The sequence below is a fragment of the Psychromonas sp. SA13A genome (genome assembly GCF_011378715.1).
Lineage (GTDB): Bacteria > Pseudomonadota > Gammaproteobacteria > Enterobacterales > Psychromonadaceae > Psychromonas.
The window spans coordinates 38,824-61,281 of the sequence record NZ_WTKU01000002.1; the positions used below are offsets into that span (position 1 = coordinate 38,824).

At 37.9% G+C, this 22,458-nt stretch carries 16 protein-coding genes; 12 read left to right on the top strand and 4 right to left on the bottom strand.

Features of this window, described 5'->3' with window-relative positions:
• Positions 1–101: 101 nt before the first annotated feature.
• Complete coding sequence (locus GQR44_RS02890; RefSeq protein WP_166369083.1) at positions 102–1,100, bottom strand: NADP-dependent oxidoreductase; 999 nt, start codon at positions 1,098–1,100, stop codon at positions 102–104.
• Positions 1,101–1,362: 262 nt separating this feature from the next.
• On the opposite strand from GQR44_RS02890, the gene GQR44_RS02895 reads away from it, so the two are divergent.
• Positions 1,363–2,292: a LysR family transcriptional regulator gene (locus GQR44_RS02895; protein WP_166369085.1), complete on the top strand. Its 930-nt coding sequence runs from the start codon at positions 1,363–1,365 to the stop codon at positions 2,290–2,292.
• 33 nt (positions 2,293–2,325) lie between these two features.
• A complete protein-coding gene (locus GQR44_RS02900; RefSeq protein WP_166369087.1) occupies positions 2,326–3,177 on the top strand; it encodes a hypothetical protein in 852 nt (283 codons plus the stop codon).
• A 213-nt stretch (positions 3,178–3,390) separates the two neighbouring features.
• Here GQR44_RS02900 and GQR44_RS02905 read toward each other — a convergent pair whose 3' ends face one another.
• Positions 3,391–4,734, bottom strand: a complete 1,344-nt coding sequence (locus tag GQR44_RS02905; RefSeq protein WP_166369089.1) for an MATE family efflux transporter — start codon at positions 4,732–4,734, stop codon at positions 3,391–3,393.
• A 257-nt stretch (positions 4,735–4,991) separates the two neighbouring features.
• Between GQR44_RS02905 and GQR44_RS02910 the strand changes: the two genes are divergently transcribed.
• Together GQR44_RS02910 and pepN are read left to right on the top strand one after the other, a co-directional pair.
• Positions 4,992–7,742 (top strand): bifunctional acetate--CoA ligase family protein/GNAT family N-acetyltransferase, encoded by a 2,751-nt coding sequence (locus GQR44_RS02910; RefSeq protein ID WP_166369091.1) that lies wholly within the window; start codon positions 4,992–4,994, stop codon positions 7,740–7,742.
• Positions 7,743–7,899: 157 nt separating this feature from the next.
• Complete coding sequence (pepN, locus tag GQR44_RS02915; protein ID WP_166369093.1) at positions 7,900–10,548, top strand: aminopeptidase N; 2,649 nt, start codon at positions 7,900–7,902, stop codon at positions 10,546–10,548.
• A gap of 126 nt (positions 10,549–10,674) precedes the next feature.
• Here the strand turns inward: pepN and GQR44_RS02920 are convergent, their stop codons facing one another.
• Positions 10,675–11,310 carry an outer membrane beta-barrel protein gene (locus tag GQR44_RS02920; protein ID WP_166369095.1) on the bottom strand — a complete coding sequence of 212 codons (636 nt, stop codon included), beginning with the start codon at positions 11,308–11,310 and terminating at the stop codon, positions 10,675–10,677.
• Between the two features lie 568 nt (positions 11,311–11,878).
• Entirely contained in the window at positions 11,879–12,397 is a 519-nt protein-coding gene (locus tag GQR44_RS02925) for a DUF2062 domain-containing protein (protein WP_166369097.1), read from the bottom strand.
• A 33-nt stretch (positions 12,398–12,430) separates the two neighbouring features.
• Here GQR44_RS02925 and GQR44_RS02930 point away from each other — a divergent pair, with 33 nt between their 5' ends.
• The 8 genes from GQR44_RS02930 (at position 12,431) to GQR44_RS02965 (ending at position 22,394) form a co-directional block, all read left to right on the top strand.
• The gene (locus tag GQR44_RS02930; protein ID WP_166369099.1) at positions 12,431–15,049 is read left to right on the top strand and encodes a DNA internalization-related competence protein ComEC/Rec2; all 2,619 of its coding nucleotides are present in this window, start codon (positions 12,431–12,433) and stop codon (positions 15,047–15,049) included.
• A 20-nt stretch (positions 15,050–15,069) separates the two neighbouring features.
• On the top strand, positions 15,070–16,821 hold the full coding sequence (gene msbA / locus GQR44_RS02935; protein ID WP_166369101.1) for a lipid A ABC transporter ATP-binding protein/permease MsbA: 1,752 nt from the start codon (positions 15,070–15,072) through the stop codon (positions 16,819–16,821).
• The gene (lpxK, locus tag GQR44_RS02940; RefSeq protein ID WP_166369103.1) at positions 16,821–17,792 is read left to right on the top strand and encodes a tetraacyldisaccharide 4'-kinase; all 972 of its coding nucleotides are present in this window, start codon (positions 16,821–16,823) and stop codon (positions 17,790–17,792) included. The genes msbA and lpxK overlap by 1 nt, the downstream gene beginning before the upstream one ends.
• On the top strand, positions 17,786–17,965 hold the full coding sequence (locus GQR44_RS02945) for a Trm112 family protein (RefSeq protein WP_166369105.1): 180 nt from the start codon (positions 17,786–17,788) through the stop codon (positions 17,963–17,965). Before lpxK ends, GQR44_RS02945 begins: the two co-directional genes overlap by 7 nt.
• A 2-nt stretch (positions 17,966–17,967) precedes the next feature.
• The gene (gene kdsB, locus GQR44_RS02950; RefSeq protein ID WP_166369107.1) at positions 17,968–18,759 is read left to right on the top strand and encodes a 3-deoxy-manno-octulosonate cytidylyltransferase; all 792 of its coding nucleotides are present in this window, start codon (positions 17,968–17,970) and stop codon (positions 18,757–18,759) included.
• Positions 18,760–18,764: 5 nt separating this feature from the next.
• A complete protein-coding gene (locus GQR44_RS02955) occupies positions 18,765–19,709 on the top strand; it encodes a hypothetical protein (RefSeq protein WP_028867717.1) in 945 nt (314 codons plus the stop codon).
• A 9-nt stretch (positions 19,710–19,718) separates the two neighbouring features.
• Positions 19,719–20,618 (top strand): DUF350 domain-containing protein, encoded by a 900-nt coding sequence (locus GQR44_RS02960; RefSeq protein WP_166369109.1) that lies wholly within the window; start codon positions 19,719–19,721, stop codon positions 20,616–20,618.
• A 66-nt stretch (positions 20,619–20,684) separates the two neighbouring features.
• On the top strand, positions 20,685–22,394 hold the full coding sequence (locus GQR44_RS02965) for a polyamine aminopropyltransferase (protein ID WP_166369111.1): 1,710 nt from the start codon (positions 20,685–20,687) through the stop codon (positions 22,392–22,394).
• Positions 22,395–22,458: the final 64 nt, after the last annotated feature.

The window sequence follows — 22,458 nt, forward strand, 5'->3', positions numbered from 1 at the left end:
CATTTGGGGTTGGGCGATTACTCATTACCAATCAATATGTAATATTTAGCCCGTTTAAAGCCCATAGTAACCTATCAAAGAGCTTTATAATTTCAGCTCTTTTATAATTTAACGATCAACTTGCCTTTATTAGCGCCGGTGCTGAAAAGATTCAAACCATCAATGGCAGAGGTTAATCCATCCAATAAATGCGTGCGATGTTTTATTTTTCCGGCCATCACATAGGGAGTTAATTTTTCTAATAACTCAGGTACTTGATGAAAGTGATCTGGCATAGTGAAACCTTGAATAGTAATGCGACGTTTAATGATATTTAGCCAACTTGGTCCTGCTGCGGGTACTTCGTTGTGATAATCTGAAATTAAACCACAAACAACTACTCGCCCATGCGCATTGATTCGATCGAAGATTAAATGCTGAATAGGGCCCCCGGTATTTTCAAAGAATAAATCAATACCATCGGGTGCTGCGGTAGCTAATTGAGCATCTAAATCGTCACTTTTGTAATTGATGGCAGCATCAAATCCTAATTCATTAACAATCCAATCTGCTTTTTCCTGGCTACCCACCACACCAATCACACGTAAACCTTCGGCTTTTGCAAGTTGACCAACAATAGAGCCTACTGATCCTGCTGCACCAGTAACGATTAGGGTTTCGCCTTTTTGAGGTTTACCTACATTAAACAAACCCTGTACAGCTGTTAAACCTGGTAGCGCGAACACTGATAAAATACTTTCATCAGGAAGGGGAGCTGTTACTTTGTTAAGACCTTGGCCGTCACTTAAACAGTATTCCTGCCATCCCATCATACCCATTACTCGGTCGCCAACGGTAAAGTCGGGGTGATTACTAACGATGACTTCACCAATGCCAGAACTACGCATTACATCACCCAATGCAACGGGTGGAATATAACTATTAGTGTCCGGACTCATCCAACCAAACATAGCAGGATCTAATGACATGTAATTTTGCTTTACTAAAATTTGCCCCGGTGCAACGCTTGGTATTTGTTTTTGTACTACATCAAATAACGAAGAATCAATTGCTCCGCCTTGAGGGCGTTTAACTAAGTTAATGGCTGTAAATGTTGTCATTGTATGTTCCTTTTATTAAAGATTGAACGTATTGCTTGAAATCATTATGGCAACTTTAAACAGTAAGATATAGTAGCTAATTTAGCATTTACTATTGTCTTAAAGACAATAATAAAGATATTTAATAGATTGATAGCATCTGAACTGGATATTAGAAAATTCAATCCTGAGCGGTATTCATTTCGTTGAGCAATGAATAGATATATACACATAAAAAGTACCTTAAAAAGTAAGCCAAACACTAAAACATTCTAGGAATCTTATGGACCAGCTACGTGCCCTTAAATATTTTGTTCAAGTTGTTGATGCAGGAAGTTTCACTAAGGCTGCAGACGTATTTTCTGTTCCGCCTTCCTCTCTGTCTCGACGGATTGCTGATTTAGAAAAGAGTCTCGGTGCTACGCTATTAAAGCGTTCGACTCGCGTGGTGACATTAACTGAGATTGGTCAGCGTTATTACCAACAAGTCAGTGAAATTTTAAAATCATTGGAAATAACCGATGAGTCTGTACGTTCATATCAAAGTACCCCCATGGGAGTGCTAAATATTAGTTCCACGGTTGGGTTTGGTGAACAAATTCTATTACCTCTGTTAGATGAGTTTTCAAGTTTGTATCCGAAAATAACCTTGAATGTTAATTTAAGTGATGAATTATCTACACTTGCAAGAGATCACGTTGATATCGCGATTCGAGGCGGTTACGCCCCCGATGAACGTGTTGTGGCGATCAGATTAATGGATAATGATTTTATAGCCGTGTGTGCAGAAAGTTATATTGCTAGCTTCGGTTATCCTAATAACGCATTAAGCCTGCAGCAACATCATGGGTTGTATTTTAAAACCCCAAATGGACCAACACCATGGTTATGTGAAATTAATGAACAATGGCAGGATGTATCTGCACCACCCGTGTTAATTTCTAATCATGGACCTTGGTTATTGAAGAAAGCTATTGCTGGTAAAGGTATTTTAATGATGCCTCGTTGGGCGTTAGTGCGTTATTTACAATCCGGTGAATTAATCGAGTTAGTAATAAAACCTGCTTTAGTCATAACTCAGAACCCTAATTTAGGCATATATTTACTGTATCAAAAACAACGTTATAAAGTGCCTAAGTTAAAAGCGGCAATAGATTTTTTGGTGGCAAGGATTAAAGCTTATCAAGTAGACTCCGGGCAAGTATCACGTTAAAAAGTAACCAAACTTATTAGTAGGCACAATTTAATGTCAGCATTTCTAGAGTTTATAAATAGTCTCTCGGTTGAGTGGTTATCTTGGTCAGTGACTCAGTTAGTTACCTTGTGCGGTCATGTGGGTGTGTTTTTTGTATTGGTAGGGATCCTCTTTCTTTTACAAAAATCGATATTGATATTGGCAAATAACATGTTAAGTGGCCGACTCATTTATATCAGTGCTTGGATTGGCACGCCTGTTCATGAGCTAAGTCATGCATTATGTTGTGTATTATTTGGTCATAAAATTCAGCGGATGGTTTTATTTAATCCTGACCGACGTGGCACATTAGGTTATGTGACACACTCTTATGATAACCGTCAATTATGGAAAGTGTTGGGTAACTTCCTGATTGGCATCGCACCTTTATTCGGCGGGCTGGGCTGTATTTATTTACTAACATTGTTAATGTTAGAGGATAGCGGCACTTTATTGCTTATAATCAAAAGCGCACTCCTGAACGACTTATATCCCCTTCAATTGCATTCGCTACTTGCTTTAAGCAGTGACCTTTTCTACTTCTTTAAAAGTGCTTATTTAACTTCTCCTTATCATGTTGCTACTTGGGCTTATTTATGTGCTGCGATCAGTTTACATTTATCTCCATCAAAGAAGGACCTAAAAGGGGCATGGAGCGGATTGATCCTTTTACTGGTCATTTACCTAATAGTACAAGGATTTTATCAATTTTTAGGTGGTGAATGGGATTCTGGTTTAACAGGGGGATTGAATTTATTATCAACGCTGTCTGTGATAGGGATTATCTTAGCCAGTTTGTTATTACTTTGTTTATTAGTCTATAGGATGACGTGGCAGTTATTTAAAGGGCTAAGCCCATTTTAACATTAAGTACAATTATGCATTAAGTACTTTTAAACATTAAGCCCATTTAAACCTTAAACCTAATGTCGAAAGGTGATTTAAAAAATATTGGCATTGATTAAAGTATTATTCATCAATGCCAATTATTAGGTTTTTGTTTTAATAACTATATCGATCACTATTGCTATAACTTTAGTTTATCACCTTTTAAACTAACCACTCTTATTCGAGTTATTAGGCAAAGCGATGCTTTTGTACTGTGTATAGACGTTGACCTAATAGGATCGCAGCTACGGTTAAACCAACCGTAATACCTATCCAAAATCCTTTGGCTCCAAGTGGCGAAACTAACAAGTCAGTCATGCCTAAGATATAACCCAGTGGTAACCCAACTACCCAGTAAGAGATGAAAGTACGTGTGAAAATAGCCGTCATCTCCTTATAACCACGCAATGCGCCGGCTGCCACTACTTGTATCGAATCAACACATTGGTAAATAGCAGAGAAAAGAATCAGCGTAATAGCTAGGTTTATAACTGCTCGGTTATCTGAATATAATAAGGCAATGTTTTCTTTAAAAATAACAGTAGATAGCGCTGTTATTACCGACAGACCTAAACCAATAGCAAGTCCTGCATAGCTGGCTTGTTTTGCCTCTTCGTTTCTTTTTTGGCCAAGATTAAAGCCAACACGAATACTAACCGCATTAGCGATACTCATTGGTAACATAAAGACCATGCTTGAGAAGTTAATCGCAATTTGATGGGAGGCCACAATATTAGCACCTAGTGGTGCAATTAAGACCGCTATTGCGGCAAAAATAGTGACCTCAAAGAACAAAGCAACGGCGACAGGCAAGCCTAACTTAGTGATAGACAATAGATGTTTAAAGTCGGGTTTTGTAAATTGTGTAAACAGAGGATAATGCTTTAATTTTCTTGTATAAAAAGCATAACCCGCTAATGCAAATGTCATCAACCAATACACAATTGCAGTGGCGACTCCACAACCTGCACCACCTAAAGCTGGTGCGCCCAATTCACCGTAAACAAACATCCAGTTAAGTGGAATATTTGCGATCAGGCCTAAAAATCCAATCACCATTGCTGGTTTGGTTAGCGATAAACCTTCGATATAATTGCGCAGGGCCTGAAACAGCAAAAAAGCAGGTATAGCAAAAATCATGGCATACAAATATTGTACGGTGATCGACGCTAATAAATCATGAATATCCATTATATTCATTAACAAGCCGGCGTTAAATAAAATCACGGCTATTGGAATAGATAATAATAATGCTAGGTATAAACCTTGCTGCCCTGTTTTAGGAATTTGTAGCAGATCGTTTGCACCATGTGCCTGTGCAGTTAAGGGCACAATAGCCATCAACACACCCACTCCAAACAGAATACAAGGAAGCCAAATGCTCGATGCGATGGCTACTGCTGCCATATCCGTTGAACTTACTCCACCTGCCATTACTGTATCTACAAACCCCATTGCAGTTTGTGCAAACTGCGCAATAAATATCGGTAAGCTGAGTTTAATAATTTTTTTAGATTCAATAATAAAAGGCACAAATCACTCCGAGCAGGGCAAAAGGGCGAGTGTAAGCTTAGTACTCAAAGTGAGCAAATGAATTCGTAAAATATTTAAATGATATGGCTCTGATTTTGTTTAAAAAACACAGCAGGATTCGTTTTAAAGGGTAAACTTATAGCCGTTATATTTTCACTTTTATGTACATAATCTGTTTATTCCGCGGCTCATGATTGGCTTGTCGTGAATGATAGCAAATAGCAATTTTTTTAATGTTTATATGAGGCGAGTTTTCTATGAGTTTGCAGTTACTTAAACACTTTTTCAATCCGCAGTCGATCACCGTTATCGGAGCATCTATTAATGTTAAGCGAGCGGGTTATTTAGTGATGAATAACTTATTAGCTGCAGGTTTTAACGGGCCTATTATGCCTGTAACCCCTAAATATACCTCTGTACATGGTGTGCTTGCTTATAAACAGGTAAGTGACTTGCCAATTGTGCCTGATTTAGCTGTGATCTGTACTAATGAGTTTCGCATTCCAAAAATATTGGAGGCATTAGCGGATAAAGGTTGCCATGCCGCTATTATTGTAACCACCGAAAGCGACCATGTCGTTTCTACCCGTATTTATGATATTGCAGCGACACATAAAATTCGTCTATTAGGCATGAGTAGCCTAGGTATCATTAATCCACATAATTTAGTGAATGCTAGTTTAGCGCACTGTAATGCGCTACCGGGTAATATTGCTTTTATTTCTCAATCTGCTGCGGTTTGTACCACGGTATTAGATTGGGCAACCAGCAAGGGAATCGGTTTTTCTGCCTTTATTTCGCTAGGTGATGCGCAAGATATCTCCTTTGCTGAACTATTAGATTATTTAGCTAGAGATCCTAAAACCCAATCTATTTTGCTGTATATCGATAATATTGATAATGCGCGCGATTTTATATCTGCAGCACGGGCTATTGCACAACATAAAACGGTGTTGGTGATTAAATCAGGTAGTTCAGTACTTGGCGCTAAAGCAGCGGCGTTGCACAGTCGCGGTGATTTTGGCCATGATAGTGTTTATGATGCGGCAATTAAGCGTGCCGGCATGCTTAGAGTACATGATTTACACGAATTATTTGCCGCAGTAGAAACACTTGCCTATTCCAATTATTTACATGGAGAACGACTTGCTATTATTAGTAATGGCGGAGGCTTAGGTGTTTTAGCCGTGGATAATTTAGTGGAAGAAGGGGGCCGGTTAGCGGAACTAGACGACACAGTAATGGATAAATTAAATGCATGTTTGCCAGTGAATTGGTCGCATAACAATCCCATTGATATGATTGGAGATGCGGATCCTAAGCGATATGCTACGGCATTAGGGCATTTAATGGACAATGATAAAGTAGATGCTGTGCTGATCATGCATTCACCCTCTGCTTTATCTGACAGTGAAGAGACAGCTCAAGCAATTATCGATGTAATTAAGCAGCATCCAAAGCGTAAACAGATTAATATTTTAACCAATTGGGCCGGAGAAGAAGCGGCTAAACCGGCGCGACAAATGTTTGCTAATGCAAAAATTCCGACATTTCGTACTCCTAATGGTGCGATCACCGCTTTTATGCATTTAGTACAATATCGTCGTAATAAAAAGTTATTAATGGAAACTCCAACAACATTGCCTGATCATTTAATTTACGAAGCTGATATCGCTGCCGAGTACATTAAGCAGCGTTTTGAACTGCAGGCCACCTGTGAGTTTGCAGATCATGATCGACAACTATTGCCACAAAACGTTAAATTGGATACTTATTTTACTAAGCCTTTATTAGACGCCTATCATCTTAATACCATTGATACCGCTATCGCTAAAGATATTGAAGATGCTATCGAAAAAGCAAAAGTTATTGGTTATCCATTGGCGGTAAAAATTAATTCACCTGATATTCAGTATAAATCTCAAGTGCATGGTGTGATGTTAAACATTAATAACGCCAGAGAATTAGACTCTGCCTTAAATTCCATTAAATTACGTATTAAAACCGCTTTGCCTGATGTGCGATTAAATGGTTTTACGTTACAGAAAATGGTGGCGTCTGGACTAGCATTAGAACTACGAGTAATGATCAAGCAAGATGCTATTTTTGGTCCTGTTATTGCTATTTCACAGGACAGCGATGCGCGTGACTTACAAACCACTTTAGAAAATGCAGTGGTTGCCTTGCCTCCATTAAATATGGCGCTTGCACGTTACCTAGTGATTCAAGGTATTAAGGATAAAAAAATCAAAGTGAAGCAACATGCTAAGGACTTTGATATGCAAGCGGTATGTTTGATGTTAACGCAGATATCTCAAATGTTGTTGGATAACCCAGAAATTAACGATTTAGATTTAAATCCGGTATTAGTTTCTGGCAGTGATGTGATCATCGTTGATAGCCAAGTGAAATTATCTCGCACTAACGCTAACAATAGCGATAATTTAGCTAATCGTTTTGCTATTAGCCCTTATCCAAAGCAATTAGAAGAGGTAGTCACGCTCAAAGATGGTCAGAAGGTATTAGTTCGCCCGATTAAAGCTGAAGATGAAGTCAGGCATCAAACTTTTGATGATGGGTTAACCAAAGAAGATAGATACAAACGCTATTTCTCACAACGAGGATCAATGACTCACGAAGAGATGGCGATGTTAACGCAAATAGATTATCAGCGAGAAATGGCTTTTATTGCTGTGCGTTTAGTGGGTTCTGAAGAGCAAGAAACGTTAGCAGTGATTCGCGCTTCGACTGATCCAGATAATACCGAAGCTGAATTTGGGATGGTGGTTAGTTCCGAGATGCAAGGGTTAGGGTTAGGTAAAGTTCTGCTCAATAAATTAATTAGTTATCAAACATCAAAAGGTACTAAATATCTGGCTGGAATGACCATGCTGAGTAATCGAGGCATGGCAACATTGGCCAAAAAGTTAGGCTTTTCTACAGAAAGAGATATAGAAGAAGGGGTGATTAATATGCATATGGAACTAAACAAAGGTCCTTCGGTCTGATTAGCCGAGATTACATATTTGTTCAACCGTATTAACATGACTAATTCAATGTTTAGATCATTGTGTGTCAAGATTCTATGCAAATAAGGCTTAGTAAATAGTAAGCCTTCTTGTATATTAAGCGTATTATTTCCCCAGACTTAAGAGTGTATAAATAATGAGCCAAGTCGACTCTCTCGTAGCAGAGAATATAGAAAAAAATCCACAAGAAAAACACCTAAGTGATTACCGTCCATCAGATTATACAATTACCAGTATTGACCTTGAATTCGATTTGTTTGATAACCAAACAAAGGTCAAAGCCGTTAGTCGTGTTGAACGTGTTAGCCAAGCGAGCACGCCTTTATTTTTATTTGGTGAGGCACTAAATTTAGTTTCTATTTTAGTAGATGATGTTGATTATACTGATTTTGAATTGGTTGAGGGAGGTTTGAATATTAACAACCTGCCTGCGTCATTTAAGTTAGAAATCAATACTGAAATAGACCCCGCAGCGAACCAAGCTTTTGAGGGTTTATATAAATCGGGTGATGCTTTCTGTACACAATGTGAAGCTGAAGGTTTCCGTCGTATTACTTATTACTTAGATCGTCCCGATGTGTTGGCTAAATTCTCGACTAAAGTGATTGCAGATAAAACGCTTTATCCTTTTTTGTTATCTAACGGTAATCAAGTAGACCAAGGTGAGCTCGATAACGGTCGTCACTTTGTTTGTTGGCAAGACCCATTCCCTAAACCTGCTTATTTATTTGCATTGGTAGCTGGTGACTTTGATTGTTTAGAAGATAGTTACGTAACAAAAAGTGGACGCGATGTGAAATTGGCTTTGTTTGTTGATAAAGGCAACTTAGACAAAACACAACACGCGATGATATCGCTTAAAAAATCCATGCAATGGGATGAGCAACGTTTTAATTTAGAATACGATTTAGATATCTATATGATCGTTGCCGTTGATTTCTTTAATATGGGCGCGATGGAGAACAAAGGGTTAAATGTTTTCAACTCTAAATTTGTATTAGCTAATTCCCAAAGCGCAACAGACCAAGACTACCTGGGCATTGAAGCAGTAATTGGACATGAGTATTTCCATAACTGGACGGGTAACCGTATTACTTGTCGAGATTGGTTTCAGTTAAGCTTAAAAGAGGGATTAACGGTTTTCCGAGATCAAGAATTCAGTTCTGATTTAGGTAGCCGCAGCGTTAATCGTATCGCTAATGTGATGACTATGCGTGACCATCAGTTTGCTGAAGATGCCGGGCCGATGTCTCACCCAATTCGTCCTGAAAGTGTGATGGAGATGAATAATTTTTATACTTTAACCGTGTATGAAAAAGGTTCAGAAGTTATCCGTATGTTACATACACTATTAGGTGAAATAAAGTTCCAACAAGGTATGCAATTGTATGTGCAACGCCACGATGGTCAAGCCGTTACCTGTGATGATTTTGTTGCTGCAATGCAAGATGCAAGTGGTATTGATCTCACTTTATTTAAACGTTGGTATTCACAATCGGGTACACCTAATGTCTTTGTTACTGATCATTATGATGCGACTAATCGCACCTATCAGCTTACATTTAAGCAAAAAACGATGCCAACTGCAGACCAAAGCAAAAAACTCGCACTGCATATCCCTATCGATATTGAGTTGCTAGATAGCAATGGTAATTCAATTGAATTATTAGCGGGCAAAAAGAATCGCGTGTTAAGTTTGACTCAAAAAGAGCAAACCTTTGTATTTAAAAATATTCAAAGTCACCCGGTGCCATGTTTATTCCGTGGTTTCTCTGCGCCGGTTAAATATCAATATGCTTATAGTGATGAGCAGTTATTAGATATCATGAGCTTTGCTACCGATGAGTTCTCTCGTTGGGATGCAGGGCAAACCTTATTTAATAAATATTTAGTAAGTAATGTACGTGCCTTACACAAAGGTCAAACACTGTCATTACCTTCTATTTTCATTGATGGATTTAAATCTGTATTAGTTAGTGAAACATTAGATCCTTCTCTAGTTGCTGATATGTTTACTTTTACTAGTGAAAATGGTGCGCGTGAACTGTTTGAAGTAGTTGATGTGGATGCTATTCATGAAGCACGTGATTTTATGTTGCAAGAGATTGCAACACAGTTGCATGAGTTGTTTGTAGATACTTATTTACGCCATAAACAGTTAAAAGCTTATCAGCCCGATATTAATGATATTGCGATACGCAAATTGAAAAATTTAGCGTTAACCTTCATTGCCCGTGTTGATAAACAATTAGCAGATGAATATGTGTCAGCACAAATTACAAATTGTAACAACATGACCGATTATCTTGGTGCGTTAACTGCCGCTAACAATGGTTTATTAGCTTGCCGTGAAGCTGTTATGCAGGCTTTTGATGATAAATGGTTTGAGAATGGTTTGGTGATGGATAAGTGGTTTGCACTGCAAGCTAGCATTCCTTCAGATAATGCACTTAATAATATCGAAGCGTTATTTACTCATCGCAGTTTTGATTTTAATAATCCTAATCGATTACGCTCTTTAGTGGGGGCATTTGCACAGAACAATACTTATCGCTTTCACAATATTGATGGCAGTGGTTATGCGTTCTTAACGGATCAATTGATTAAACTTAATCGTCAAAATCCACAGGTCGCTTCACGTTTGATAACGCCATTAACTCAATTTAAACGTCTTGATAAAAAGCGTATTGAGCTAATAAAAGTGCAGTTAAATCGCTTACTCGCATTACCTGATTTGGCTGTTGATCTGTACGAAAAAGTGACTAAAGCATTAGCGCAAAAATAAACTTACATTTGCTAAGCTGTTATTTTAAAAACGCTCAATTGTAGTGGTACAGTAATCAAATTTGAGAAAAAGCCTTTCTAAATTAGAAAGGCTTTTTTGTAGAAATAAGAATCGAAGGATAGATCTTTAAAACTTGTATTCAATGCCCGCTAATAATTCTGCGTCGACATACAGATGATCAGAAGCATCTAATAAACAGCTACCATTATCACAAAACATCTCGTCACTGTTTTCTAAAAAGGTCCCATAAACACGTAAATCACTGCGTAGTGCAAACTGCTCAGTCAATTGATAACGTATACCCGCTGAAACGCTACCAGAAAAAGCAAATTTTGCATCATAACGACTACCCGATGGATTAAAGTGAGTCGCACCCATCCCTAATCCAATGCTTGATGAGAATGGCGAGTTAGTTCTAAATAATATTCTGCCACCCACGTGTAGGTATTGCACATAAACATCAATATCGAAGTCATTTGGAGATGAGAAGTTTTGCTTACTATTAGAAAATATTAACTCACCCTCTGCGTTTTTAGCGTAATACCAGCCGAGAGAAATGGCCTGTGCGAGCTCAGAACTAATGTCAACATCTTGCCCACTGTAATCATTCTTAATATCTTGATTGAGACGAGCGCCTAAATAGCCTGTAATGGTCACATAATCGTTACTAGCTAAGGTTTCCGTGCTTAGGCTTTCTGCCAAAGTAGGCAATGAAAAAGTACTAAGTAGTAAAGTAGGCATTATGTATTGATACATTTTCATGGGCGTTTCCAATGTTAAAATTTTGAAGATCATCACTAATAACTGACTTTATTAAAAACAACTAAAGTTGAAGGATTAGGGCTAACCGATAATGAGTAAGCATTGAGAACAATAAAAAATATTTAATAATATTGACAATGCTGATGTAGAGATAGAATAAATTAAATAATCCATAAACTCGAGCGCTTTATTAGCGTTCAGTTAATACTTGAATTCAAAATTTGATAATTAGCTTTGAAGTGCGAAAATGAACCGAACTGTAAAATGTAATTTATTATCACAATGACAGCGTTCAATTCTATTGTTCCAAGCAATCTCAAGCAAAAATTAAATTATCCCAAGACAAGAGTAAATGGAAGTGTCATATCAATCCGTCTAATGCATTAAGCGAAATCACATAGACTTGATGGCTATTTACTCTTCAATTTAAGTGACAAATGCGAGGGAATTTGAACCAAATATTGAGAATGAATATTATTTTAGCGATTGTCATCTAAGCTTAATGATATTTTTGGCATAGAATTTAATCGTTAGGTTATTACTTTAGGTTCAAAGTTTAATAGACAAGTTAACGTTTTGGCGTACGTTTTCTTTTTTTCCATTTCTGTGCAGAACTATAACGCCAGAATACGGTAAAGCCCCAATAACCAACAAATGCACTAATACAACCAAGAATAAAACAACCTAAAAACATAACCGGTGCAATGGTTTCTAAGGCATTAATAATCCAATGAAATGAAAGTTTAAAATGAAAGTCCATTAAAGGTTGTTGCAGGATAAATGCACCCAAACGATAGGCGCCATAAAACAATGGCGGCATAGTGAATGGATTAGATAACCAAACCAGAGCAACTGATATTGGTAGGTTCACAGAAAAAAACATCGCCACAAAAGTGGCAAGTAACATTTGAAAAGGGATCGGCATCCACGCACAAAATAATCCAACGGCAACCGCACCTGCTGCACTTCGCCTATTTATATGCCATAAATTGGGGTTTTGTAATTTAGCGCCAAAGTGTTTTAAATGCGGGTGGGCTTTTAATGTTTCTGGATTAGGGGAAAAACGTTTAATAAATTTTTTTGGCATATAATTAAACTTTATCTTTGTAAACGGGAAAAAATGAGAATAACAATATGGCTCTCAATCGCTGTTTTTGTTACCACTCTGTATTGGCCACAATTAGTCAATTATAGTGGTATATTCAGTTGTGCGCTGTGTATTTTTGTTTTTTTATGTTGGCCAAAGTGGCGGTATTTGGCAATTTTGCCATTTACAGCACTTTATTTTAGCCTTTTTAGTTACGTTAGTTTATTTGGCGGGTCTTTTGATTCCATTAACTATAAACCGCTACTTGCCAATGATCTGTTAGCAACACCTTTATTAGCAAAGGATTTAGCTCATCTGCAGTCAACTTCGCGTACTTCACTATCCAATTTTGAACCAGGGAATCATCAATTAGTAAATAATATTTCAAACATTAAGAAACATAAGCAACAAGTAAGTCAGACCTCTTCTACACTTAGCAAACAAGACAATACCATAATTGTCAGGGTTAAATCATTAATCAATACAAAAAATACTGGTTATTTTATAGCAAGTATTATTTCCATCAATGAACAACGTTGTGATTTTTGCCCATTAGTTGAAATGCGTTGGTATAAACCTAGCCTGCAAGTTCAAGCGGGCCAAGTGCACCAATTCAAAGTGAGGTTAAAAGCGTTACAAGGCAAAGCTAACCCTCATGGTTTTGATCGGCAAAAATGGCGTTATTCACAGCACATCGCTTACATTGCAAATATTAAACAACATATGCAAGTTATTGATAAGCGTATATCAATACGGGCAAGCTTATATCAAAAAGTGATGCAAGCTACAAACGAGCTGCCACAGCAGGGAAGTTTACTGGCACTTATTTTTGCCGATAAAAGTTTATTAAATGAGCACGAGAAAAGCTTGATTAAACAACTTGGAATTGCCCATTTATTTGCCATATCAGGATTGCACATCGGGTTGTTGTTTATATTTTCTACGGTTATTTTAAATGCAGTATTTAAGCAACTTTTACCTGTCAGATATTTAGGTTGGTTTTCCTGGCGTTTAGTGAACACGGTCGGGTTGTTAGTGTGTTTAAGTTACGGCTATATTTCCGGGTTTTCTTTACCCACAGAGCGTGCATTATTGATGTTGTTAATCAGTGTGTTAGTACTCTCAAGTAAACTGAAAATTAGTCTATTGGATTTACTTCTTTTATGCTTATGGATCATTTTATTGCTGGATCCATTATCCATTTTGAGCAGCAGTTTATGGCTATCTTTTATGGCCATGAGTACGATATTGGCATTTATTTGGCTATTGCAACGGCCTCAGGAAACTACAGAACAGAAAAATTCATGGTATAAGGTCAAATTACAACGATTATTCATTACCATTAAAGGTTTATTACTATTGCAGTTAGTTCTAACCTTATTTATGTTGCCAATTCAATTAATTAATTTTTCAGCAATTAGTCTTTATGCACTACCGATTAACCTCATTGCTATTCCATTATTTTCTTGGTTTATTATTCCATTAACGTTACTCGGTGTAATGTTTTTACTGTTAATAGAGCCCGTCGGGGTAGCTCTATTCTCAATTAGTGACCAATTTCTTAGCCATTTTCTCGATTATTTCTCAATACTGTCTGCGGGATATGTGACGTTATCTCAATTGCATATTGTATTGATCTTAACCTTCATTCTTTTCAGTTCATTATTTTTATTATTAAACTTGATACACCGTTTTTTTAATATCACTAAAACGAAAATGTGGTTATTACCGTCAATATTGTTAGTCTTTGTAGGCATTAGAGTTGTGGAACAAAGATGGCAAAATGAGCAACAGTGGCAACTAGAGGTTTTTGATGTTGGACAAGGCTTAGCAATCCTTATTTACAGTAATGGCCAAACTCTATTGTATGATACAGGGCCAAGTTATGGTGGTAGTTATGCTGTGGCAGAGAGCACTGTCTTACCTTATTTACAAGCTCGTGGCATAACGCAGTTAGATTATTTTTTTATTAGCCACAGTGATAATGACCACGCGGGGGGAAGGGCAGTCATTCAAGATAACCTTGATATAAAAAAAGCGTATGCGGGTGAAGCTGATTTGATGAATCAAAATCAAACTCATAGTCACCAAACTAATAACCGTCTATCTAAAAAACATAAAAATAAGCGTCATACACAGTATCAACAGTGTTTCAGTGGACAAGTACACCAGTTAGGTAAATTAACGTTGACTACCTTATCTCCTTCATCAATAGGGAGTAATAACAATAATAACTCCTGTGTATTACAGGTCAGTGACGGTGTTAATAGGGTGCTACTAACGGGCGATATCAGTAAAGCTGTAGAACAAAAATTAATAGTCGAAAACCGTCAATCAATAGCCGAAAAAAATGTTAACAATTTACATGCTGATATTCTAATCGCCCCACATCATGGCAGTAATACCTCCTCAAGTTTGGCATTTATAAAGCAAGTTAACCCGCAATGGGTGGTGTTTTCCGCAGGGTACAAAAATCGTTGGCGTTTCCCTGTTGAGCAAGTGGTACAACGTTATCAACAGTTAGGAATTAAGCATTTAAGCACAGCAAATACTGGATTTATTCGATTTAATGTGCAAAATCATCACATTGAAGTAAAAACTTATAGAGAAGATCTTGCCGCTTATTGGTATCATCGGCATCTTGCATTGTAAATGGCTTAATTGGTGTATTCATGAAAGAGAATAAAGAAAACGGCTGGTCGATATTAAAGCGACTAGTGAGTTATATTAAAGAATTTAAACTGGCGTTATTTGGTGGGATTATCGGCATGGTAGGTTACGCCGCAGTTGATATGGCGCTTATCTGGTCCCTACAGCCTTTAATCGACGATGGTTTCACTGGTAAAGATCCAAGTGTGCTAGAAATGATGCCTTATTTCGTTGTCATTATTATTGGACTACGTGGTGTATCTGCATTTTTGAGTTCTTATTGTATGGCTTGGGTAGGCACACATGTTGTGATGAAGCTACAACGACAGCTTTTTTCACAGTTGATACTGCTACCTATCTCATTTTTTGATAAAACCAATACCGGTGACTTATTATCAAAAATCACCTATGACGCTAGCCAAGTTTCTAACGCGGCCAGTAATGCACTTGTTAAAATTTTCCGTGAAGGTGCCACTGTTATTGGCCTTGTAGGGTTAATGTTTTATCAAAGTTGGCAATTATCGTTAGTGTTTTTTGTAGTTGCACCGATCGTGGGTATTGCTATTAGTATCGTTAGTAAACGTTTCAGAAAAATAAGTAAAAACTTACAAAATGCGATGGGCCTAGTAACCACGTCATCGGAACAAATGTTAAAAGGACATAAAGAAGTCTTGATGTTTGGTGGTCAAAAAGTCGAGAATGAAAAATTCAAAAAAGTCAGCAACACGGTACGTTCTCAAAATATGAAAATGGCCAGTGCAAATGCGATTAGTGTTCCTGTCATTCAAACCATTGCCTCATTTGCTTTAGCGTTTGTGCTTTATCTTGCTACCTTCCCGCAAATCATGGATACCTTATCATCGGGTACTTTTGTAGTGATCATCAGCTCTATGATGGCGTTAATGAAACCGATTAAAAATGTTACGCAAGTTAATAACGAAATTCAAAAAGGTATCTCCGCTAGTACCAGTCTTTTCAATATGTTAGACATGACACAAGCGAAGGATGAAGGAACATATGACGCTGAACGAGTGAAGGGTGATATAAGCATTGATAATATCGTTTTCACTTATCCTACGGCTGAAAAGCCAGCATTAAATCAAGTCAGTTTTGAAGTTAAATCAGGCCAATCTGTGGCGTTAGTAGGTCGCTCTGGCAGTGGTAAATCGACCATTGCTAATTTGTTAACTCGATTTTATGACATTGACTCCGGTGTAATAAGATTAGATGGTAAAAATATAGAAGAATATCGTTTAACCTCATTACGTAGTCAAGTTGCTATTGTGTCTCAAAATGTACATTTATTTAATGACACTATTGCTAATAATATTGCGTACGCCAGTGAAGGTAAATTCTCTGAACAAGATATCATTGATGCTGCAACTACTGCCCATGCGATGGAATTTATTAATGGATTTCCTGACGGACTGAACACTATTATTGGTGAAAATGGCGCGATGTTATCCGGTGGTCAACGCCAACGCTTAGCTATTGCTCGTGCGTTATTACGTGATGCACCTATTTTGATTTTAGATGAAGCAACTTCAGCACTAGATACTGAATCTGAGCGTCATATTCAATCTGCATTAGATGAGTTACAGAAGAACAGAACTTCGATTGTCATTGCGCATCGTTTGTCTACCATTGAACATGCCGATCAAATTTTAGTTATTGACCATGGTAAAATTGTAGAGCAAGGTACGCACGCAGAATTATTAGCACAAGGAAAGATTTATCATAGCTTAAACCAGATGCAAGCATCGGGAGAGTTGTAATGCCATTTTGGTATCAACCAACACGTTGGTGGGCATGGAGCCTATGGCCTTTTGCGTTGTTAATGCAATGTATTAATGTTATTCGTCGCTATTGTTATACAAAAGGTTGGCTAAAAAGTTATCAAAGTGCATTACCCGTGGTGGTGGTCGGCAATATCTCCGTAGGTGGTAATGGCAAAACCCCTTTTGTGATCAGCTTGTGTGAATTATTAATGGCACAAGGTTATAAACCCGGTGTGATCAGTCGAGGCTATGGCGGTAAAGCCAACAGTTATCCTTTGTCAGTGAACATGGATACCACCGGAAAAGAAGCGGGTGATGAACCTGTTTTAATCCACAAACGTTTAAATATTCCGGTGGTGGTTGATCCAGTACGCGCAAATGCTGCGGCTTACCTTAATCAACATTGTGATGTTGATGTCATTATTACCGATGACGGTCTTCAACATTATGCGCTGCAGCGAGATATTGAAATTGTAGTCGTGGATGGTAAACGTCGTTACGGTAACCAGCATATTATGCCGATGGGGCCATTAAGAGAACCAACTAGTCGCCTAAATAGTGTAGATTTTATTATTAATAACGGTGAACAGCACGCAGGTGAATTCACAATGTTATTAGCGCCATCTGCTGCTAAGAAAGTGAATGGAGAGGCTTCTTCTTTATCCGTTCAAGAGGTTAATGCCTGTGCCGCTATTGGTTATCCACCGCGTTTTTTTGATACCTTGGTAAAACAAGGTTTTAGTGTTAGAAAACAAGTGGCGTTTGCTGACCATCATCCTTATAGCGAAGAAGATTTCAAACAATTTGAATCTAATCTACCACTATTGATGACAGAAAAAGATGCCGTTAAATGTGTTGCATTTGCGCAACCAAATTGGTGGTATTTACCTATTGATGGACAACTATCCATTGACTTTACTCAGCCTTTTTTAGAAAAATTAAAACAGATTAAGGAATCAAAATGTTAGATATTAAATTACTGGATATTATTGCTTGCCCAGTGTGCAAAGGTAAATTAGCTTATGACAAAGTTAATAATGAATTAATCTGTAAATTTGATCATTTAGCTTATCCTGTGCGAGACGGAATTCCGGCTTTATTGTATGTTGAAGCTCGAAGATTGAGTGCGGACGAGGAATAATTATGTCATTTATTGCTGTCATTCCTGCCCGTTATCAATCAACACGTTTACCAGCGAAACCACTGGCTGATATTTTGGGTAAAACCATGATTGAACGCGTTGCAAATCAAGCTCTGCTGAGTGGAGCAAAACAAGTTATTGTTGCAACCGATGATCAACGTATTGTGGATGCATTACTCAATGTACAAAATATCGATGTTTGTTTAACGTCTCCTGACCATGAGTCAGGAACTGATCGACTTGCTGAAGTTTGTGCTATTTATCAGTTTGCCGATGATGAAATTATTGTCAATGTTCAAGGTGATGAACCACTTATTCCGCCGGTTGTTATAGAGCAAGTGGCCAATAATTTATTTACTAATCAACAGGCCAGTGTCGCAACATTAAGTGCGCCTATCACCGACCAAGAGGATGCATTTAATGTTAATGCGGTCAAAGTGGTGACCGATAAAAACAATCTCGCATTATATTTTAGTCGAGCAACAACGCCGTGGGATAGAGATAACTTTACGCCACAAAATCAACAGGCCAAACAAGTCAATTTAACGCATTTACAACGCCATATTGGTATTTATGCCTATCGAGTTAGTTTTTTAAAACAATATGCGGAACTCTCGGTTTCACCATTAGAAGTCATTGAAAAATTAGAGCAATTGCGTGTATTGTGGCATGGTTTTAAAATTCACGTCGATGTCGCTTGTGAAATACCACCTGCTGGTGTTGATACCGCTGCAGATCTACAACGTGTGATTGATGTTTTAGCAAACGCAACCCAACACTCTATGGAGTCATAACACTTATGCGTATTTTTATTATCTGCTGTGTGAGTTGGTTATTAATCGCTTGTGGTGATGAGCGAGATGATCGTTTACAAGCAAATATTAAAACCGCTGATTATTTGATCGAGAATCTAGGCTCAGACTTAGATGCCGGGCGTGTCCGTAATGCGATTATTTTACAACAATACGCTCAGTTACTCGCAGCACAAAAACCGTCACTTAAACCCTTAGTTACTGAGCTATCTAAGGATGCTAGTCGATCTGGACCAATGTATTATTCATTGAGTCATCGTTTGTCTACGTTGCAATCAAAGCCTGAATTATTGGGTGATATTGATGCGCAGTTGTCAGAAAGTGATACCTTAATAGAAGCGTCCGACCCTAACTTGTTCAGTGATGCATTGTCAGATCCAATCAATGTAATCGCAGATATGTCTGAAGGAAAGCTAGCGCGTGTTAATGCCATCAGCCAAGCACAAAGTTTGCAAGCGAACGCGGCAGAAAATAATGGGGCGGGGAGTCAGTTAGTAGGTAATCCAAGTTACGGGCAGTGGCAAACAAACAGTAGTGGCGGTTCATTTTGGCAATGGTACGCTGCGTACTCTCTGTTTTCTGCTATTTCACCTCGTCCGATTGGTTACCATAACTGGTCATCTCGACGTGATTATAGTTATTACAATGATGTTGGTCGCCAACGTTATACCTCACCACAACAAAAACAGTCTCAAAATGATTTAGCACAACGAACTAAAAAACAGTTTGCCAATAAAGGCGGTTTTAATAGCCCTTATGCCAAATCAAAAACGGGCGCGAGTCGGATGTCTACAGCGAGTAAAAAAGCACAAAAAGCCCCAAGTTTTGCATCTAAGTCTAGTTATTCTAAGCAAAAGTCTACCAGTACTGGCAGTAGTAGCTTTAGAAATAGTAAATCGACCACGTCACGCGGCGTTAGTCGCGGTAAATAAGGTATTGATATGAATGAGTTAATTACAACATTGGAAAACAATAGTTCCCTAATAGGTTACTTAGCTATTGATATGGCAGTCGCGATGCTTTTCCTCGGCTGTATCCGTTATATGATGGGTCTATTCAATAAGTTAGATACCACTGATGAACTGGCTACCAAGGACAACTTTGCATTTGGTATTAGTATGGCTGGCGGTGTCGCGGCTATGGGCATCGCACTAAGTGGTGCGATTACTGGCGAAGTGGCAGGCTCTTATAAAATAGAGTTAATTGGTATGCTCAGCTACGGAATAGCGGCATTAATCTTGATTAAAGCAGGCCGCTATATTCACGATAAATTTGCCTTACCTTCTTTTAATAAACAAGATTTGATCGGTAATCGAAATATTGCTGTTGGTTTAGTTGATGCTGCTTCTGCTATTGCAACCGCTATTGTGGTGCGTGCTGCCATTATTTGGGTAGAAGGGATCAGTGTTGATACCTTTATTGCATTAACGTGCGTGTGGATAGTGTCACAGGTAATGCTAGTGATCATTACGCGTATTTTTGAATGGAAGTACTCGAAAAACAACGGTATTACCTTTCAAACTGCATTAGTGAATGAGCATCTTGCATTATCCATTCGCTACAGCGGCTATTTAATCTCTACGGCAATGTCTGTTACGGCAGCTAGTTACTTTATTGAATTTAATATCGACGAATTATGGTTAGGGCTAGCACAGTGGGTCGTGATCAGTGTGGTATTAATGGTGCTATTAACTCTGTTAACAACCGTTGCTAAATTATTAGTGTTATGGGGCATTGACCGTCGACAAGAAGTTGAAGATCAGCAAAATATCGGTGTTGCAACGATTGAGTTAACAACCTCATTTTCTATTGCTTTATTACTAATGGCATTAATGTCGTAATTTACAGCCTCCTAAATCGTTCAGGCCATCTTTAAGGTGGCCTTTTTTATAAGCGAATATCAATCTATGTCCTTCAATGCTGACAAAAATAACAAAATAAAACTCCTTGTTGACGATACACTATTAATTTTAATCATGGCGACCTTAGCCTGCTGTGGTTTGATTTACGAATACCTTTTATCCCATTATTCAGCCCGCATTTTAGGCAGTGTTGAAACGGTCATTTATGCAATCATCGGGATCATGATTGTGTCCATGGGCTTAGGGGCTTTTGCAGCAAAAAGAATAAAGGATGCATTTCAAGGATTTGTGGTATTAGAGTTAACCGTTGCATTGATCGGTTGTAGTGCAACTTTGTTAATTGCTTCGGTGATTGGTTTTAGTCAAACCTTGCCACAAATTATCGCTGATACCTATCAAATACCTAATGATGTATTAGTGAATGGCGATTTTCTATCAACGCTAAGTTGGATAAGCCTGCAGCTACCTTACTTTTTTGCATTTGTTCTTGGCTTTTTAATTGGTATGGAAATCCCACTAATCGCTCGTATTCGAGAGACCGTTTATGGTCATCATCTCGCCCATAATGCAGGGACTATTTACGGTGCAGACTATATTGGTGCAGGGATAGGGGCTGCTATCTGGGTGTTGTTCATGCTGAAAATAGAAATCAGCCAAGCAGCGGCATTAACTGCGTCTTTAAACCTGATCGCAGGCTTTATCTTCTTAGTTCGCTTCAGAACTTATCTTCGTTTTAAAGTTAAGCTGGTGTTAGGGCACGTTCTATTAGGGCTGTTAATTGTATTAATTTTTGTTTCTGGTGGACATTGGCAAAAGCAGATGCAGAATATGTTGTATTTGGATAAAGTAGTTTATCAAACGCAGACTCCCTATCAGAATCTAGTATTTACTGAGCGTCTACTTGGTGGCGGTTATGAACCTATTTATAATTTTTATATTAATGGTCGATTGCAGTTTTCGAGTCTAGATGAGCATATTTATCACGAATTTTTAGTACATCCTGCAATGCAAGCATCAGCCCGCCACGATAAAGTATTAATCATTGGGGGAGGTGATGGGCTTGCTTTAAGAGAAGTACAAAAATGGTACCCTAAGAAGGTCATTTTAATTGATCTTGACCCTAATTTAGTGGCCTTATTTAAACAACCTGAAAAATTTTTACCTGCACATTTAAGCAGTAAAATTAAAGCATTAACACAAGATAGTTTTAATCAACCCGAGGTTGAAGTGATTCACGATGATGCTTTTATTGCTATTGATAAGCTATTAGCTGCTAACATAAATTTTGATACGATTATTGTTGATTTACCGGATCCAAGCCATCCAGATTTGAATAAATTGTATAGTGTTAATTTTTATTATCGCTTACAGCATTTATTGAATGGTGACGGGACGATAGTTATCCAATCAACATCCCCATTTCATGCAAAATCAGCTTTTATCTCAATCGGTAAAACATTACAAAAGGCCGGTTATCAAACCCAACAATACCATCAAAATGTTCCATCATTTGGTGAGTGGGGGTGGACCATTGCAAGTAAAACTGGGTTGCCTCCTTTACAACGATTATCTGCATTCGATGATATTGATGTTTCAACAAAGTGGTTAACGTTGCCGTTATTAACGGGGTCATTTGTTTTTAATAAAGATTTCTATGTAGATAAAGAAAGCATAAAGGTTAATTATCTAGGCAGTAATGCGCTTTATCAATACCATCAACAAGCGTGGGAAGTTGAAACTGAATTTTCTCATTAAATAGATTAATTGATTTTTCATCAATTGAAAGATCAAAAAACCACAAAGTCTTTAAACCTTGAAG

Excerpts from the sequence above, each read along its gene's own strand:
- GQR44_RS02955 (WP_028867717.1), top strand. The coding sequence starts at position 18,765 with ATGCGTATTTTTATTATCTGCTGTGTGAGTTGGTTATTAATCGCTTGT.
- GQR44_RS02925 (WP_166369097.1), bottom strand. The coding sequence starts at position 12,397 with ATGCCAAAAAAATTTATTAAACGTTTTTCCCCTAATCCAGAAACATTA.
- GQR44_RS02945 (WP_166369105.1), top strand. The coding sequence starts at position 17,786 with ATGTTAGATATTAAATTACTGGATATTATTGCTTGCCCAGTGTGCAAA.
- GQR44_RS02920 (WP_166369095.1), bottom strand. The coding sequence starts at position 11,310 with ATGAAAATGTATCAATACATAATGCCTACTTTACTACTTAGTACTTTT.
- msbA (WP_166369101.1), top strand. The coding sequence starts at position 15,070 with ATGAAAGAGAATAAAGAAAACGGCTGGTCGATATTAAAGCGACTAGTG.
- GQR44_RS02965 (WP_166369111.1), top strand. The coding sequence starts at position 20,685 with ATGTCCTTCAATGCTGACAAAAATAACAAAATAAAACTCCTTGTTGAC.
- GQR44_RS02890 (WP_166369083.1), bottom strand. The coding sequence starts at position 1,100 with ATGACAACATTTACAGCCATTAACTTAGTTAAACGCCCTCAAGGCGGA.
- GQR44_RS02910 (WP_166369091.1), top strand. The coding sequence starts at position 4,992 with ATGAGTTTGCAGTTACTTAAACACTTTTTCAATCCGCAGTCGATCACC.
- GQR44_RS02895 (WP_166369085.1), top strand. The coding sequence starts at position 1,363 with ATGGACCAGCTACGTGCCCTTAAATATTTTGTTCAAGTTGTTGATGCA.
- GQR44_RS02960 (WP_166369109.1), top strand. The coding sequence starts at position 19,719 with ATGAATGAGTTAATTACAACATTGGAAAACAATAGTTCCCTAATAGGT.
- GQR44_RS02930 (WP_166369099.1), top strand. The coding sequence starts at position 12,431 with ATGAGAATAACAATATGGCTCTCAATCGCTGTTTTTGTTACCACTCTG.
- lpxK (WP_166369103.1), top strand. The coding sequence starts at position 16,821 with ATGCCATTTTGGTATCAACCAACACGTTGGTGGGCATGGAGCCTATGG.
- GQR44_RS02900 (WP_166369087.1), top strand. The coding sequence starts at position 2,326 with ATGTCAGCATTTCTAGAGTTTATAAATAGTCTCTCGGTTGAGTGGTTA.
- pepN (WP_166369093.1), top strand. The coding sequence starts at position 7,900 with ATGAGCCAAGTCGACTCTCTCGTAGCAGAGAATATAGAAAAAAATCCA.
- kdsB (WP_166369107.1), top strand. The coding sequence starts at position 17,968 with ATGTCATTTATTGCTGTCATTCCTGCCCGTTATCAATCAACACGTTTA.